At 65.6% G+C, this 16,710-nt stretch carries 11 protein-coding genes; all 11 read left to right on the top strand.

Translation table 11 applies throughout. The annotated features are described in order from the left end of the window. Window positions 1–3 precede the first annotated feature (3 nt). The 11 genes from J2X62_RS22985 to J2X62_RS22935 all read left to right on the top strand — a co-directional run bounded on the left by J2X62_RS22985 (window position 4) and on the right by J2X62_RS22935 (window position 16,704). Window positions 4–1,722 (top strand): PucR family transcriptional regulator ligand-binding domain-containing protein, encoded by a 1,719-nt coding sequence (locus tag J2X62_RS22985; RefSeq protein ID WP_310183592.1) that lies wholly within the window; start codon window positions 4–6, stop codon window positions 1,720–1,722. Between the two features lie 21 nt (window positions 1,723–1,743). Further along, the gene (locus tag J2X62_RS22980; protein ID WP_283348369.1) at window positions 1,744–3,120 is read left to right on the top strand and encodes an amidase; all 1,377 of its coding nucleotides are present in this window, start codon (window positions 1,744–1,746) and stop codon (window positions 3,118–3,120) included. Window positions 3,121–3,261: 141 nt separating this feature from the next. Next, window positions 3,262–4,404 carry an XdhC family protein gene (locus J2X62_RS22975; RefSeq protein WP_032399125.1) on the top strand — a complete coding sequence of 381 codons (1,143 nt, stop codon included), beginning with the start codon at window positions 3,262–3,264 and terminating at the stop codon, window positions 4,402–4,404. A gap of 56 nt (window positions 4,405–4,460) precedes the next feature. Then, entirely contained in the window at window positions 4,461–6,065 is a 1,605-nt protein-coding gene (locus tag J2X62_RS22970) for a helix-turn-helix domain-containing protein (RefSeq protein ID WP_310183587.1), read from the top strand. Window positions 6,066–6,194: 129 nt separating this feature from the next. After that, entirely contained in the window at window positions 6,195–7,655 is a 1,461-nt protein-coding gene (locus J2X62_RS22965; protein WP_045840797.1) for a uracil-xanthine permease family protein, read from the top strand. Between the two features lie 80 nt (window positions 7,656–7,735). Further along, a complete protein-coding gene (locus tag J2X62_RS22960; RefSeq protein WP_310183582.1) occupies window positions 7,736–8,650 on the top strand; it encodes an FAD binding domain-containing protein in 915 nt (304 codons plus the stop codon). After that, window positions 8,650–9,288, top strand: a complete 639-nt coding sequence (locus tag J2X62_RS22955) for a (2Fe-2S)-binding protein (RefSeq protein WP_027497753.1) — start codon at window positions 8,650–8,652, stop codon at window positions 9,286–9,288. Before J2X62_RS22960 ends, J2X62_RS22955 begins: the two co-directional genes overlap by 1 nt. Further along, window positions 9,285–11,765, top strand: a complete 2,481-nt coding sequence (cutA, locus tag J2X62_RS22950; RefSeq protein ID WP_310183577.1) for an aerobic carbon-monoxide dehydrogenase large subunit — start codon at window positions 9,285–9,287, stop codon at window positions 11,763–11,765. Before J2X62_RS22955 ends, cutA begins: the two co-directional genes overlap by 4 nt. Next, a complete protein-coding gene (locus J2X62_RS22945) occupies window positions 11,762–12,424 on the top strand; it encodes a carbon monoxide dehydrogenase subunit G (protein WP_310183574.1) in 663 nt (220 codons plus the stop codon). Before cutA ends, J2X62_RS22945 begins: the two co-directional genes overlap by 4 nt. 249 nt (window positions 12,425–12,673) lie before the next feature. Then, on the top strand, window positions 12,674–14,773 hold the full coding sequence (locus J2X62_RS22940) for a hydantoinase/oxoprolinase family protein (RefSeq protein ID WP_310183571.1): 2,100 nt from the start codon (window positions 12,674–12,676) through the stop codon (window positions 14,771–14,773). After that, window positions 14,773–16,704, top strand: coding sequence for a hydantoinase B/oxoprolinase family protein (locus J2X62_RS22935; RefSeq protein WP_371832759.1), 1,932 nt, complete (start codon window positions 14,773–14,775; stop codon window positions 16,702–16,704). The genes J2X62_RS22940 and J2X62_RS22935 overlap by 1 nt, the downstream gene beginning before the upstream one ends. Window positions 16,705–16,710: the final 6 nt, after the last annotated feature.

The raw sequence follows: 16,710 nt of genomic DNA, 5'->3' as shown, positions 1-16,710 counted from the left end.
ACAATGGATGACATGGTCGGTGCGCTTCGGCCACGAGTACGAGACTTCCCGGCGTCGGCGAGTTACGCGCTCACCGTCGCAGAATTGCTTGCGCTCCCCAGCCTCTCGGGGTCCACTCTTGTCGCAGGCGAGCAGGGACTCGAGAATGTGGTTCGACGCGTCAACGTCATCGAAGTTCCCGACATCCTGCCGTGGGTGAAACCGAACGAACTGCTGTTGACGACGGGTTTCCCACTGCGGCATGCAGATTCGGGCCGCCCGTTCGATGCCGGTGCCCTGGTGGAGTTGGTCGAAGGACTTGCCGAACGTGGTGCGGCAGCGCTCGGAGTCAAAGAAGGACGCTACTTCGGAGACGTGCCCGCTGCGATGATCGAGGCAGCAGATCGACTCGGCCTGCCGCTCTTCCTCATTCGCCGGGATGTGGGCTTCGACGAGGTCATCTCCGAGGTGTTCACCCACCTCGTCGACCGGCAGGCGTGGGCGTTGGATATTGCCGATCGCATGCATCGAGCCCTGACCTCGATCGTGCTCGAAGGCGGCGATCTACCGCAGATCGCCGACGAGGTCGCCACGCTGTTCGAGGCGACGGTACTCATCTGCACTCCGGACGGTCGAGTCCAGGCCACAGCAGGAGCACACGCAGATCTCGCGGCTTTGGAAGAGATGCCGCTGTTCGACCCGTCCGGTCGCCTGCTCACCGAACGACTCCACGAAGGCCTGCAACCGGTCCCGGGCGACAGCGGGCACCGCATTGCCGTCGCACCGATCATCGCGGGCGGCACCGACCACGGACTGATCGTGGCGGTGGCGGCCGCCGAGCGACTCGGTCCCGTCACGATGCAGTCCCTCGAACGCGCGGCCACCGTCGTGGCGTTGGCGGTCATCAAGAAGCTCGCGGTCTCTGCCGTCGAGTCCAAGTTTCGCGGCGACTTCCTTCGGGACGTCCTCAACGGCGCAACCGAATCCCCCGAACAGATCATCGAGTACTGCGCCCAGCTCGACTGGGACGTGGACCGGAGCATGGTCGTCATCGTGGCCCAATTGGACGAGATCGCCGAAGTTGCCGTGAGCAATTCGGTGAAGCCGGCCGTGTCCGGCCGCCTGCCGCAGGAGCGGCTGACCGCGGCATGGCAGCAGGTGGTTCGCCGGCGCGATCGACGGGCGCCCGTCGTCGGGTTCAGCAACGAGGTCGTCACGCTCATGCCGGCCGAACCCGGCACCGAACGGGACGTCGTCGAGGATCTGATCGCCTCCGTCGCCGGAGACAAGGGCGGCGGACGAAACTCGTTCGGCGCGGGCGTGAGCCGCGTCATCGACTCCGTTGCCGACATTCCGCGCGCCTACGATCAAGCCCGCAAAGCAGTCGTCGTAGGACGCCGTATGCGCGGAAACGGATCGGTAGCGCATTTCGACGGCCTCGGCGTGCATCGACTGCTGTCACTGGTCACCGACGGAGCCGAGCTGCAGGCCTTCGCAACCGAGGTGTTGGGCTCACTCGCCGGCGACGACGCCGATGCCGTCGACCTGCGCCAGACGTTGCAGGCGCTGCTCGACACCAACTGCAACGTCGCAGAGACCGCCCGCGTCTTGCATTTCCACTACAACACACTCCGCTACCGCATCGGCAAGCTGGAGTCCATCGTCGGCCCGTTCACCACCGATCCGATTCTGCGCCTGGATGTAGCGCTGGCACTGCGGGTCGCGGAGATGAAGGGGCTGTGACACCACCCGAGGAGACACTCAGTGCCTGAGGGCAATTCGATCGGAACCGACGCCATCGCACTCGCGGCAGCAGTGCAGGCCGGCACCGTGTCCGCACGCGAGGTGACCGAGCAGCACCTCGAACACATCGACCGAATCAACACCGAGCTGAATGCGATCGTCACCGTCGCTGCTGAATCGGCACTACTGGCAGCCGACGGAATCGATGCCCGCATCGCCCGCGGCGAGCGGGTCGGCGACCTCGCCGGAGTGCCGTTCACGGTCAAGGACCTGATCGCCACCGCCGGAGTTCGCACCACGGCGGGTTCACATGCGCTCGCGGACAACGTCCCTCGCGTCGACGCTCCCGCCGTTACTCGGATGCGCGCCGAGGGCGCAATCCTGATCGGTAAGACCAACACACCCGAGTTCGGTGCCAGCGGGCTGACACACAACGACCTGTTCGGCTACACCGTCAACCCGCTCTCCCCCGCCGACACGAAGCTGTCACCGGGCGGGAGCAGCGGCGGTGAGTCGGCGGCCATCGCGTCGGGCATGAGCGTGGTGGGACTGGGCACCGATTTCGGTGGCTCGGTGCGGTGGCCCGCGCACTGCACCGGTCTGTGCTCGATCAGGCCGACACCGGGCCGAATCGACTCCGAGGGGCAGTATCCCGGTGTCATGAGCAACAACCGAGTGCTGACGAATACGGCGACCATGCACGGCACCGTGCAGACCATCGGACCCATGGCCCGCACTCTCGACGACGTGATCCTGTTGCTGCGCGTGCTGTCGCAGCCGCAGTACAGGTGGCTCGACCCGGCGGACGTCGACACTCGCAAGCTCGATATCCGCTGGGCGACAGGTGAAGGCACAATTCCGGTCGATGCGGAGATCCGCGCTGCCGTCGAGGCCGCAGCTCTACGCACAGAGCCGATCGTCGGATCGGTGACGCCGTACGAGGGCACCGAACTACACGGCGCTCATGAGCTGTTCACACAGATGCGGGCCTGCGAAACCCAAACGGACATCGAGCAATACGGCCCCGCCGAGTTCAGCGCCAACATCCGGGCCATCCTCGCTGCCGTCCGAACCACCACGGCCGCAGACGTCGAGGCACTGTGGGCTCGACGCGCCGAGATGCAGCACCAGCTGGTGTCCACGATGGGCGACGTCCTGATACTTCCCGTTGCATCGATCCTCGCCCCTCCTCTCGGTGAGACGAGCTTCGAGGTCGACGGTGCATCTCTGTCGTGGTCGCAGGCGTTGGCGAGCAGCCGAGCGATCAGCATCCTCGGGGTGCCCTCGGTGGTGATTCCCGTTGCCACCTCCAGCAGCGGTCTGCCGATCGGTGTACAGATCATCGCCAAGCCGTGGCACGAGCATCACGCTCTTGCCGTCGCCGCCGCTCTGACGTAGCCCGCGCGGTCCGTCCATCCGTACCGCGACGGCAGGTTCTTACAACGACCCGCTGTCGATTTGGTCGAAATGTGTTTCATGGTCGGCCCGCGCCAGCAACTAGCGTGATGGGCATCACTCATCCGGTCGAAAGGCGGCGGCATGCGCGACATTCTCGACGACGTGGCCCCGTGGCTGCGCGAACGTGAGCCGTTCGCCCTGGCCACGGTGGTACGTACGTGGCAGTCGTCGCCGCGCCCTGCGGGTGCGGCAATGGCGGTCGCCGCATCCGGTCAGGTCGTCGGCAGCGTTTCCGGGGGCTGCATCGAAGGTGCCCTGTACGAGCTGGCGAACGACGTCCTGGCCGACGGCATGGCCAGGAGCGAGACCTACCGGGTAGCGGACGACGACGCGATCGGCGTCGGCCTCACGTGCGGCGGCACCATCGAGGTGTTCGTTCGTCTCATCGACAGCGACGCGTGCGCGGCACTCGAAGACGTCGCTCGTCTGGTCTCGAGCGGCGAGCCGGTGGCCGTGCTCACCGACCTCACCACCGGGGCCCCGACGCGACAGGCGGTTCTGGGAGCGGAAGCAACCGTCGATCCCGACGGACTCACCGACATCGAGTCCGACGGTTCGAGCGTGAGTCTCGCCGTTCTCGACCGACTACACCGCGGCGAGTCCGGCCTGGACATTCACATCGTCGACGACGGCGCGCGATCCGTCATGGTCGAGTTGTTCGGGCCACCGCCCCGGATGTATGTGTTCGGTGCCATCGATTTCGCCGCCGCGATGTGCCGCCTGGGCACGTTCGCCGGCTTCGCCGTCACCGTCGTCGACGCCCGCCCGGTGTTCGCCACCCGAGCACGATTCCCCGACGCGCACGACGTCGTGGTGGCGTGGCCGCACACGTTCCTCGCTACTGCGCCGGTGGACGAGCGCACCGTCATCACCGTTCTCACCCACGACGAGAAGTTCGACATTCCGCTGCTCGAGGTTGCGCTGCGCAGTGGTGCCGCCTACGTGGGCGCGCTGGGCAGTCGATCTACCCACCGCCGCCGGGTGGAACTGCTCGGCGAGCGCGGGGTGACCGACAGCGAGCTGGGGCGCCTGCACTCCCCCATCGGGCTGGATCTGGGTGCCTCCACTCCACCGGAAACGGCGATCTCCATCGTGGCCGAGATCCTCAAGGTCTCACGGCAGACGACCGGGCTCGAATTGCGAAGTCTCAGTGGGCCGATCCACCGCGATGCTGCTGCCGAGATCGACGCGACATCACCCGTTCGATCGGCCGTCAGGTGCTGACACTGCACGACGAGCGACGCTCGCCCACCACGGAGGTACCCCATACCGTCGAGACCGTGCTGGGCTCGAACCTGCTGGCGCACGCCACGGTGCTCGCCGGTCGCGCCGGCCTCGGCCGGCCGGTACGCAGAATCAATCATGTCGACGACCCCGCCGGCATTCGGTTCTGGATTCGGCCGGGTGACCTGTTGTCCACGACGAGCGAGGCCCTCACGCACCTGACGGAGCCCACGGACGCGCTGCTGTCCCGAGCCCATTCCCTCGGCGTTGCCGGGATTCTGGTGCGGGTGGACGACGACATCGCCGTTCCGGAGTGCGTCGGCGTGAGTGCCGAGACACTGGGCCTGCCGCTGGTTCAGGTCTGCGGCGAACTCGACCCCGGGCACGATCTCACCGCGGGCCTACGCGACAACGCAAAGACGCAGGCACGAGCGATGTTTCGGTCCGAACGTCTGCGCCGGGCATTGACCGACATCACGCTCGCCGGCGGCGGCGTGGCACAACTGGCATTCGCAACCTCGGTCGAATGCGATGTGGCAGTGTCGATCACCACAGTGGACGGACGCGAACTTGCCTCGGCAGGCAGTGACGACGAACTGCACGCCCTCCGCACCAGCACCGCCCTCGATCCCACCGGAAGACTGCGCACCGACTCCGTCGACGGCGGCCTCGGTCTCCGTTCGCAACAGGGCAATTCGATCGCGGTATGCGCCATCACTGCCAACGGAATCGACCACGGACGCATCGTCCTGTTCTCCTCACGTCGGCCTTTGACAGAATCGGACCTGCACACCGCCGACGCGGCCGCAGGCGTGTTGGCGATGGTCGTCACTCGCGATCTCGCGCTGTCGGCAGTCGAGGAGAAACACCGATCGAATTTTCTACGCGATCTCCTCCTGGGCCGAGGCGGCGAGCACGCACACGCGGTGGCGCATGCTCGACGCTTCGGCTGGGATCTCGGCAGGCCGGTGGTGATCGTCGCGATCGAACCGATCCCACACCTCGACGACGAACCGACGCCCGGCCGCAGGCCACTCGTCGATCGGCAGATGTCGGCTTTCGCAGGGGCTCTGACACAACGAGATCCGCAGGCCGCCATCGCCGCCCTCGGTACCGAGACCGTCATCATCATGGGCGAACGTCCCACGACGGTCGCGGACGTGCACGAAATCGTCGAACGAGTGCACGGAGACGGCGGCGGTGGTCGGCAACCGTTCACGGTCGGGATCTCGCGCCCGTGCACCACGGTGGCCGACATCCCCAGCAGGTACGGCCAGGCGCGTACCGCGTTGAAGGTCGGCCGTCAGGTATCCGGGGACTGGGCCGTCACCACGTTCGACGAACTCGGCGTGTTTCGACTACTGAGCCTGGTGGACAACGTCGACGAGCTCGAATCGTTCACCCGGGAAACCCTGCACGACCTCGCCGGGCACGACGACGAAGCACGCGACATGCGCAGAACCCTGGAGACGTTGCTGGCCACCAACATCAACATCGCCGAAACCGCTCGGGCACTGCACTTTCACTACAACACCTTGCGATACCGAATAACGAAACTCGAAAAGATACTGGGCCCCTTCACCGATCGCGCCGATCTACGCCTGGATCTTTCCCTTGCGCTGAAAATCATGGCCATGCGCGGAACCGACCACCACATGTGACGGACCCGCCATCGAGCACTTGGCAGATTGCGCTCGTAGCGATTTGGAAATGCGTCAGTAACGTTGCAGGACAATGCTTTACCCATCCCACGAACCACCCCGGTTCGATACGTTGGAGAAAGGCTCGACATGCCTATCTGGAAGATTCACGGAGACGGAAAGAATGTTCGACCGGGTGACGTCGTCGCGCCGAACGAACGGTTGAACTGGGGCCGCACCATCAGTCTCGGCGGCCAACATGTGGTGTCGATGTTCGGGGCCACGTTCGTCTTCCCCATCATCATGGGGCTCAATCCTCAACTCGCCATTCTGATGTCGGGCTTCTGCACCATCTTTTTCCTGCTCATGGTCAAGGGCCGCATCCCCAGCTACCTCGGCACGTCCGCGGTGTTCGTCGGCGGCGTCGCCGCCATCCGAGCGCAGGGTGGAACGTCGGCCGAGGTCACCGGCGCCATCCTGGTGTCGGGTCTCGTCCTGGCTCTCGCCGGGCTCGCCATCCACTTCATGGGCGGCGGCGTCGTGGTGCGGGTGCTGCCCCCGGTCGTCACCGGTGCGGTGGTCATGTTGATCGGCTTCAATCTCGCGCCCGTCGTCGCCAGCACCTATTGGCCACAGGACCAATGGGTCGCTCTCGCAGTGATGTTCGTGCTCATCGTCATGAGCGTGGCGTTGCGCGGGTTCCTCGGACGGATCGCGATTCTGCTGTCGCTGGTGTTCGGGTACGCGCTGTCCTGGATCCTCGACCTCGTATCCGGGCCCATCACGTCCTACGACGCCACGGCCGGCGAGGTCACCGAGCACTTCCGCGTCAATTGGTCGGGTGTCGAGGCGTCGCAATGGTTCGGACTCCCGCCGTTCAGCGACGAGGCCAACGGCATCGTCGGCATTCATGCACCGTCGTTCAGTCTCGCCTTCATCGTGCTCGTCCTCCCCGGTGTCATCGCTCTGATCGCCGAGAACGCAGGCCACGTCAAGGCTGTCGCGGAGATGACCGGTGACGATCTCGACCCGATGATGGGCCGGGCACTCGCTGCCGACGGCATCGCAACGGTCATGGCCAGCTCGGTCGGTGGCTCACCGACGACGACCTACGCCGAGAACATCGGCGTCATGGCGGCGACCAAGGTCTATTCGACGGCGGCATACACGGCGGCCGGAATCATCGCCATGATCCTCGGATTCTCGCCGAAGTTCGGCGCGCTGATCTCGGCCACCCCCGGCGGCGTACTCGGCGGTATCACCGTCGTCCTCTACGGCATGATCGGTCTGCTGGGTGCCAAGATCTGGCGCGAGAACGGTGTCGACTTCGGCAACCCGCTCAACATGATGCCGGTTGCCGCGGGTCTGATCATCGCGATCGGCGACACCTCGCTCGTGTTCAGCGATTCGTTCTCGTTGAGCGGTATCTCCCTCGGCACGATCGTCGTCATAGGGCTCTACCACCTGTGCGCTCGCATTGCCCCGGCCCACATGAAGACACCGGTCGACGCGTCGCCTCGACATCGATCCTCCTCTACCACAGCACGTTCCGACGGCAGTGACGGAGACGGGGTTGCCGGCGAAGTCGACACCCTGAAGCCGTTGCGGTAACGAGCGATTGCAACACTGGAGCGTGACGTTTGTCACCTCTTGACGAAACACTTCCAGGCACAGGCAGGCAGGATCGGGATATGAAACCTTCTCCATTGAAATACCATCGGCCGCGGTCGATCGAGGAGGCGTGCCGGATCCTGGCCGAGGTCGACGGCAAGGTGCTGGCCGGCGGGCAGTCCCTCATTCCGATGCTGTCGATGCGCCTGGCCGCTCCTGGGAACCTGATCGACATCACCGGCATCGACGGTCTCGACGACATCACCGGGTCGACCGACTCGGGCGTCACGTTCGCGGCTCTGGCCACGCACGCGTCGCTCGCGTCGAACCGGGCTGCCGCCCGGACGCAGCCGTTGCTGGGACGGGCACTGCAGCTGGTGGCCCACGCGACCATCCGGAACCGTGGGACCACCGTCGGATCCATCGTGCATGCCGACCCGTCGGCCGAGATGCCCGCGGTCATCCGGTTGCTCGACGGTTCGGTGACGGTGCAGTCCGTCCGCGGCCGCCGGGAGATCGCGGCGAAAGATCTGTTCCTCGGGCCGTTGGAGTCCTCGCTCGAGACCGACGAGATCGCTATCGCTGCAACGGTTCCCGCTGCCCGGGTCGGAGAAGGAACGGCCATCGACGAGGTTGCGCGACGCCACGGCGACTACGCGCTCGTCGGGGTCGCGGCCCGCGTCACCGTTGCCGAGAACGCGGTGCGCGCCGCGCACGTCACGTACGTGTCCGCCGGAGAATTCGGCGAGGTCGTCGACTACACCGATGTCATCGGTGGGGCCGCCGTGTCCGACGCACGTGATCCGAAGTGGAACGCGTTGTCCGAGGACGCACGTCGACGCGTCGAGACCGAGTCCGATATTCATGCCACCGCGGCGTACCGATCCCAACTCGTCGCCGCACTGACCGCACGGGTGGTGATGGCCGCCGCAGTCGACGGCGCGTCGTCGAAGTCCACTCACCCGCAGCACGCCGATTCCGGAGTGAACCACTGATGAAGACAACAGATATCGAACAGCAGTTGGACGATCTGATGGCGGAGACCGGTGAACAACACGTACAGGTGACGTTCACCCTCAACGCAACCAAGCAGACGATCGTCGTCCCGGCCCGCACCCTCGCGTCGGACGCCATCCGCCACGACCTCCGTCAGACCGGCACCCACGTGGGATGTGAGCACGGCGTATGCGGCGCATGCACCGTGCTTCTCGACGGCAAGCCTGTCCGCGCCTGCCTGATGCTCGCCGCCAGCCTCGAGGGGCAGACCGTCACCACGGTCGAAGGCTTGGTCGAGCCGGACGGCACCCTGCATCCCGTGCAGCAGGCCTTCAAGGACTGCCACGGCCTGCAGTGCGGTTTCTGCACACCGGGATTCGTCACGACCATCGCCGCATTCCTCGACGAGAACGACTCGCCGACGCAGGAGGAGGCCACCGAGGCCATCGCCGGCAACATCTGTCGGTGTACCGGCTATCAGAACATCAAGGCCTCGGTGCTGCGCGCCGCCGAGATCAAACGTGAGCGGGCGGGCGAGTTCCCGCTCGGTCCCGACGACGAGTCGAGTCGTGCCGCACTCGACCGCAAGGTACGCGGATCCACCAGTCCCGTCGGCGGACGGATGGGCCGAGCATGAGCACCACGCGCACCGCACCGCCGCACACTCCCACCAACACCGCTCCCCTGTTCGGCCAGCCGCTGTCACGGTCGGAGGACGAGCGCCTGCTCAGCGGCAAGGGCAAGTATCTCGACGACCTCGGTCACGGTGCGCTGATCGCTGCCTTCGTGCGCTCCCCGCACGCACATGCACGCATCACCGCCATCGATATCGACGACGCACTGGCCATGCCGGGCGTGCACGCGGTGTACACCTACGACGATCTCGAAGCCGACTCCGCCGAGATGGCCGAAGGGCTGCCGCTGCTGATCCCCCATCCGGCAATCGTGGCTCCACGCAACGGCTTTCCTCTCGCCAAGGACGAGGTCAACCACGTCGGTGAGGCCATCGTCATGGTCATCGCTACGAACCGCTACGTGGCCGAGGATGCCTGCGCGGTCATCGACGTCCGCTACGACATCCTCGAACCCGTGGTCGGCATCGATATCGCGCGCGTCGCGGCTCGGCGAGTACACGACGACGTGCCGGACAACGTGGCCGCGCACCTGCAGCACGGTTTCGGGGACATCGACGCCGAACTCGCCGCTGCACCACACCGCATCACCCTCGACCTGAACATCGAGCGTTCGGCGGCGATGCCGATGGAGGGCAAAGGCGTCTACGCGCGCTGGGACAGTGACGAGGAGACGCTGACCTTCTGGTCGTCCACACAGACCTCCACGTCGGTGCGCGCGGCCGTCGCGGCGCGACTCGGCATGGCGATGAACAAGATTCACTGCATCGCCCCGGATGTCGGTGGCGGCTTCGGCGTCAAGATCATGCACCCGTGGCCGGAGGAGGTGATGGTGACGTGGGCAGCCAGGCAGCTCGGTCGCGCCGGTATTTCCAACGAGGTCAAGTGGGTCGAGGACCGCCGCGAGCATTTCATCTCGAGTGCGCACGAACGTGCACAGGTCCAAGAGGTCACCCTCGGTTTCGACGACGAGGGACGGCTGCTGGCGTTCGACTTCACCGTCTGGCACGACAACGGCGCATACCTGCCGTACGGCATCATCGTGCTGATCAACACTGCGACGCAGGTGCTGGGGCCCTACAAGCCGGTCTCGTTCCGCTGCAACGGTTATTCGCTGTACACCAACACCGTCATCGTCATTCCGTATCGAGGAGCAGGCCGCCCGCAGGGTGTGTTCGCGATGGAACGCTCGATGGACGCCATCGCCGCGTACCTCGGCAAGGACCGGCTCGAGGTCCGCGAGAAGAATCTGATCAGGCCCGAGGAGATGCCCTACGACTTCGGATTGATGTTCCAGGACGGTCGACCGTTGATCTACGACACCGGCGATTACCAGGCCGGCATCGACAAGCTCAAGGCCCTGATCGACTGGGACGGATTCCCCGAATACAAGAAGCAGGCAGCCGCGCAGGGCCGCACCGTCGGTATCGGTGTCGGTGCCTACGTCGAGGGCACCGGCCCCGGACCGTACGAGGGCGCGCACGTGCTCATCGAGAACTCGGGAAAGATCAAGGGCGCCACGGGGTTGACGACGCAGGGCCAGGGCCATCAGACGACGTTCGCGCAGATCGTCGCCGATGACCTGGGTGTCTCCATCGCGGACGTCGAGATCACCACCGGCGACACTCGTCGATTCGGTTATGCCGTCGGCACATTCGCCTCGCGTGGAGCGGTGATGTCCGGTTCGGCGTTCCACGTGGCCGCGCAGATGGTCGCCGAGAAAGCGAAGGTCATCGCCGGGCGTGCACTCGATCTCGACCCCGTCGAGCTCGAATTGCGCGGGGGCTACGTCTGCAAGATCGGCACCGAACCCGGAGCAGAGGGCACGTCAATCTCCCTCGGTGTTGTTGCCGTACTGTCCAATCCGCTGCGTTATGCCTTCGACAAAGAGTCGAGGCAGGCCACCGGATTCGCCAAGATGGACACCGACATGACGATCCCGCCGGTGCCGGAGGGCGAACAGCCGGGCCTGGAAGCCACCGGTTACTACTCTCCCCCGCGCTCGACGTTCGCGTCGGGCATCCACGCGGCGATCGTCGAGACCGATCCGGTGACGGCCGAGATCCACGTCGAGCGGTATGCAGTGGTGCACGACTGCGGCAACGTCATCAACCCCCGCATTGTCGAGGGCCAGATTCACGGCGGCGTCGCCCAGGGAATCGGCGGAGCGTTGTACGAGAAGATCGCCTACGACGAGCACGGGCAACTACTGAACGCCTCGTTCATGGACTTCCTGATGCCGTTCGTCACCGAAGTTCCCGAGACCATCGAGATGGACCACACCGTGACCCCGTCCGGACTCAACCCGTTGGGCATGAAGGGTGCCGGCGAAGCCGGCGTCATCCCCACCAGCGCCGTCATCGCGGCCGCCGTCGAAGACGCCGAGGGCTTTTCGATCACCTCGATGCCCATTTCACCGTCCGACCTGTACGAGCTGCGGCTGACCCACGCGGTCGCTCAGACAACCGAGGAGATTTCATGAGAATCGCAGGAACCGCAACGCTGGCCGCACCTCCCGCCGAGGTGTACGACAGCATGCAGGACGGCCGGGTCCTGGCCGCGACCATCCCCGGAGTGCAGTCGCTCGAGCAGTTGAGCGACGATCACTACAAGCTCTCGATCACCGCAGGCGTCGCAGCCATCAAGGGCACCTACGACGGTGAAGTGGTGCTCTCGAAACAGAATCGGCCCGAGTCGTTCGTCATGACCGCCTCCGGTGCCGGCGCACCGGGCACGGTGCGCGCCGACGTCACCATCAAGCTCGAGCCCACCGAGGGCGGTGGCACGATGCTCAGCTACGACGCCGACGCCGTGGTCGGCGGCATGGTCGGCGGTGTCGGTCAGCGCATGATCACCGGTGTCGCCAAGAAGATGGCCGGGGTGTTCTTCAACGGTCTCGACGGCGTCATCGCCAACGGGGTGCCGGAGGCCGCTGCTGCGCCCGCGGAGGTAACAGCCAGCGATTCCGGCACCACCCCCACTGCCCTGCCTGTCGCGGCCGGACGCGCTGTGAGTGCCGGCGCACCCGTCGCTGCGCAGTCCGTCCGCGGCACACTGCTGGCCGCCGCAGCCGGCGCAGGCTTCGCACTGGCCGGAGTCGTGTTGGGCGGACTGCTCACGCGCTCGTCCTGTCACCGGTAGCTCCGCGCCGTCACGGCTCACGACAAAGGCCGCTCATCCCCAGCGATCGGGGGTGAGCGGCCTTTGTCGTTGCAAGTACTGCCAATTCGACGCCGGTGCAGGGCGCGCGAAGCTCAAATGCTCGGCCGGAGTTTGGCACCTTGTGCCAAAGATACTGAGACGCAGAACGGGTCGAATGTGAGTACACGTCAGGTACCCGCCGATCCGATCAACGGACGCGTGGCCTACGAACCATATCGAGGAGGAAGCGTGGAACCACGAAAGATTCGGGTCGGTATCGACACCGGTGGCACATTCACCGACGTCGTGGCAGTGGACGAGGAGTCGGGAGCCATGGTGACCACCAAGACTCCGTCGACGCCGAGTGATCCGGCCGAGGGATTCCTGACCGGCATCGACAAGGTACTCCGCCAGCTCGGGGTATCCGGCGATTCGCTCAGCGCCGTCAGCCACGGCACCACTGTCGCTACCAACAAGCTGCTCGAAGGCAAGGTGGAGAACCTGGGGTTCATCACCACCGAGGGCTACGAGCACGTACTCGAGATCGCGCGCCAGTCGGTACCCGACGGCTACGGCAACTCCTACTTCTGGGTCAAGCCCGATCGCATCGTGCCCGCGCACCGCGTCCGCACCATCCGCGGCCGGCTCTCGTTCGACGGCAACGAGATTCGCCCTCTCAACGATGACGATGTGCGCGCGGCAGCAGCATTCTTCAAGGCAGAGGGGGTCAAGACCCTCGGCGTCTGCCTGGTACACTCCTACGCCAACCCGGACCACGAACAGCGTGTCCGCGACATCCTGCTCGAGGAATACCCCGAGGCGACGGTCTCCATCTCCACCGAGGTGCTGCGTGAATACCGCGAATTCGAGCGCGCCATCACCACATTGGTCGACGCGGCCGTGAAGCCGAACATTCGCAGCTACGTCAACAACATCGCGAACCGCCTGCGTGAGTTCGCCACCGAATCCGGTGATGCACGCGACGTGCCGTTCTACGTCATGAAGTCCAACGGCGGCGTCCTGTCCGCCAAAGAGGTGGTGCACCAGCCCATCACCACCGTGCTGTCGGGTCCGGCCGCCGGTGCGCTGGGTGCGGCCCTGGTGGCCAGCGCGGCAGGCGTCGAACAAGTGTTGACCTGCGACGGCGGCGGCACTTCCACCGACGTGACCGTCGTGGTCCGCGGCGAGCCCGCGCTGACAACCGAGGGACGCGTCGGCAATTACCCGTCGAAGATCCCGATGATCGACGTCGTCACCGTCGGCGCAGGCGGAGGATCGATCGCCTGGATGACACCCGAGGGCACGCTGCGCGTCGGGCCGCATTCTGCCGGAGCCGATCCCGGCCCCATGTGTTACGGCAACGGCGGGTCCGCGCCCACCATCACCGACGCCCACGTCCTGCTCGGCCGGATCCCTCCCCACCTGCTCGGCGGCGAGATCCCCCTCGATACCGACCTGGCGCGCAAGGGCATCGAAGACCTCGCGCATCAGCTCTCGCTCGAAATCGAGGCCTGCGGCACCGGCATCCTCGAGGTGTCGGCCTGGAACCAGGCCAATGCGCTGCGGCAGATCTCGGTCAAACGCGGCCTCGACGTCCGCGACTTCACCCTCGTCACCTTCGGCGGATCCGGGTCGCTGCTCGCCTGCCGCCTGGTGGACATCCTGGGCCTGAAAGATGTTCTGGTACCGCTCAACCCGGGCAACGTCTCGGCGTTCGGACTGCTGACCGTCGATGTCCGCAACGACTACGTGCAGACGCACGTCAGCCGGCACGACCGTCTGCGCGCCGAGGATCTGGAATCGGAGCTGGCAGTGCTCGCTGCCCGTGCCGACGAGGCGCTGGCCGGTGAGGGCTTCGCGGCCGAGGATCGTCGCTACGCACGCTCGGCCGACCTGCGCTACTTCGGTCAGGCCTTCGAGGTGCGCGTACCGATCGCCGACGGCGAGATCACCCAGGCGAGCATCGATCAGGCAGCCGAGGCCTTCCACGAAGCTCACCGCGAGCTGTACGGGTACGACTTCCGCGGAGATCAGAGCCAGTTCGTGGAGTGGGTGAACCTGCGCGTCAGTGGCATCGGCCCCATCAAGCGCCCCGTGCTGTCGGAGATCCCCGACGGCACCGGAGCCGAAAGTGCCCGCACCGGAACGCGTCAGGCGTACTTCGACGGCTGGCACGAGACCGCGATCTACAGCCGTGCGGATCTCGGTGCCGGTGACACGATCACCGGCCCGGCCGTCATCGAAGAATTCAGCTCCACCGTGCCGATCGATCCGGGCTTCTCCGCTCGCATCGACACGTTCGGCAACGTCCGCATCACCCGCACTCTCGACTCGAACGGAGCGAACTGATGACCGTCATCGACATGGTGAACAACAAGCCCTACCGACTGTCTCCGGTCGACGCACCTGCGCCCGATCCCGTTCTCGTCGAGATCGTGGCCGGCTACCTCGCAAGCGTCGAAATGGAAGTGGAGACGGCCATTTCACGGACGTCGCGGTCACCGATGATTCGTGACGCCCACGATTTCCGCGCCGGAATTCACGACCGCAATCTGCGCAAGCTGACGGGGCGTTCCTACTCCGCGCTGGTGCATCCGGTGGCTCGCGACTTCCCGCTCGAGACCATGAAGCCGGGCGACGTCTACTTCCACAACGACGTCTATCTCTCCGAGGGTGGCATCGGCCACCTCCCTGACCTCTGCGTCACGGTGCCGGTGTTCGCAACGAAGCCCGGCGACACCGAGCCGTCGGTCGTTGCCTTCGTCCAGGCCTTCGGCCATCACGACGACATCGGCGGCTGCTGCCCCGGCTCCATGCCGTCCGGTGCGACTACCGTGTACGAAGAGGGCCTGATGGTTCCGCCGATCAAGCTGTGGGATCAGGGCGTACCCAACCAGGCTGCGTTGACGATCATGACGCGCAACTCGCGAATGCCCGACGCGTTGGCCGCCGATCTGGACGCCGAGTGCTCGGCGTGCCTCATGGGTGCCCGGCGGATGACGGAGCTGTACGAGCGCTACGGCGTCGACACCGTCGAGGCGTGCTTCGACTCGATGATGGATGCCACCACCGAGATTTACCGTCGTGAGATCCTGAGCAAGATCCCCAAGGGTGAATACACCTGGGAGGACTACGCCGAGCACGACGGCGTCGACGAGCCGATGTTGCACGTTCAGCGGATAACCCTCACCAAGACCGGTCCGGAGGACGAGAGCGGCGAGCGACTCATCCTCGACTTCACCGGCACCGGACCGCAGGCCAAGGGCCCGATCAACCACTGTGGTGATTACGCCGACGGCAACTTCCTGGCCAAATGGCTTGCGCCGGTGCTCCGCAACCTCGCGGACTCCCCCGAACGTATGGCCGAGCTCGACGTCAACGAGGGCGTCATCCCGCTGATCGAGATGAAGTTCCCCGAAAAGGGCACGCTCATCACCCCGATCTTCCCGGCCCCGACCAACGCTCGGACGTTCGTCATCCTGCGTCTGCTCGGTGTGCTCGCCGGCGTCGTGGCAAAGGCTGTGGACGGCAACATGCCCGCCGATCAGGAGACCATCCGCTACACGGGCGTGTACGGCGACGACTTCGACGGAAACTCGTACCTCATGCGTGAGGTGCTCGGCGGCGGCTCCGGTGGACGGCATTACGCGGACGGTGAGGACACCATCCACGTCGTGCCCGATTCGCGGAACCTGCCGACCGAATTCACCGAGAGCCGCTTCCCGTTCATCGTCGAAAAGCTCGGCCTGGCCAAGGATTCCGGTGGTGCCGGACGCTACCGCGGCGGCCTCGGTTACGAGAAGCACATCCGGATGCTCAAGGATGCGCACTTCATGTCCATCGCCGACCGTTCGATTCTCGCGTGTTGGGGCGTCAAGGGCGGCAAGGCCGGCGGATCGTTCTCGGTAACGCTGAATCCGGGTCAGCCCAACGAGCGTGAGTTCGACGCGTTGACCGATGCCGAGCCGATCCTGGCGGGCGACACCATCCGTATCCGCACGACGGGTGGCGGCGGCTGGGGCGATCCGCTCGAGCGTCCCATCGAATCCGTCGAGCAGGACGTGCTGTGGGGCAAAGTCTCTCGCGAGTTCGCGGCCACGGACTACGGCGTCGTCATAGCCGAGGAGACGGCGACCGCGGATGTGGAGGCATCGGAGAAGCTGCGTGCGGAGATACGCAATGCACGCGGCCTCGATGAGCCGTTCTTCGATCGTGGGCCCGGTTACGAACGCCTCTCCGGTGGCGCGAAGTTCGCCGAGTACGACTTCATCGATCGCTGAGATTTA

The sequence above is a fragment of the Rhodococcus sp. 3258 genome (genome assembly GCF_031456475.1).
Lineage (GTDB): Bacteria > Actinomycetota > Actinomycetes > Mycobacteriales > Mycobacteriaceae > Rhodococcoides > Rhodococcoides fascians.
Note: the sequence above shows the minus strand (reverse complement) of the source record. Positions and strands in the feature narration are given on the sequence as shown.

Coding starts and splice junctions, on each gene's coding strand:
- J2X62_RS22955 (WP_027497753.1), top strand. CDS start 8,650: ATGAAGACAACAGATATCGAACAGCAGTTGGACGATCTGATGGCGGAG.
- J2X62_RS22945 (WP_310183574.1), top strand. CDS start 11,762: ATGAGAATCGCAGGAACCGCAACGCTGGCCGCACCTCCCGCCGAGGTG.
- J2X62_RS22965 (WP_045840797.1), top strand. CDS start 6,195: ATGCCTATCTGGAAGATTCACGGAGACGGAAAGAATGTTCGACCGGGT.
- J2X62_RS22985 (WP_310183592.1), top strand. CDS start 4: ATGGATGACATGGTCGGTGCGCTTCGGCCACGAGTACGAGACTTCCCG.
- cutA (WP_310183577.1), top strand. CDS start 9,285: ATGAGCACCACGCGCACCGCACCGCCGCACACTCCCACCAACACCGCT.
- J2X62_RS22975 (WP_032399125.1), top strand. CDS start 3,262: ATGCGCGACATTCTCGACGACGTGGCCCCGTGGCTGCGCGAACGTGAG.
- J2X62_RS22960 (WP_310183582.1), top strand. CDS start 7,736: ATGAAACCTTCTCCATTGAAATACCATCGGCCGCGGTCGATCGAGGAG.
- J2X62_RS22935 (WP_371832759.1), top strand. CDS start 14,773: ATGACCGTCATCGACATGGTGAACAACAAGCCCTACCGACTGTCTCCG.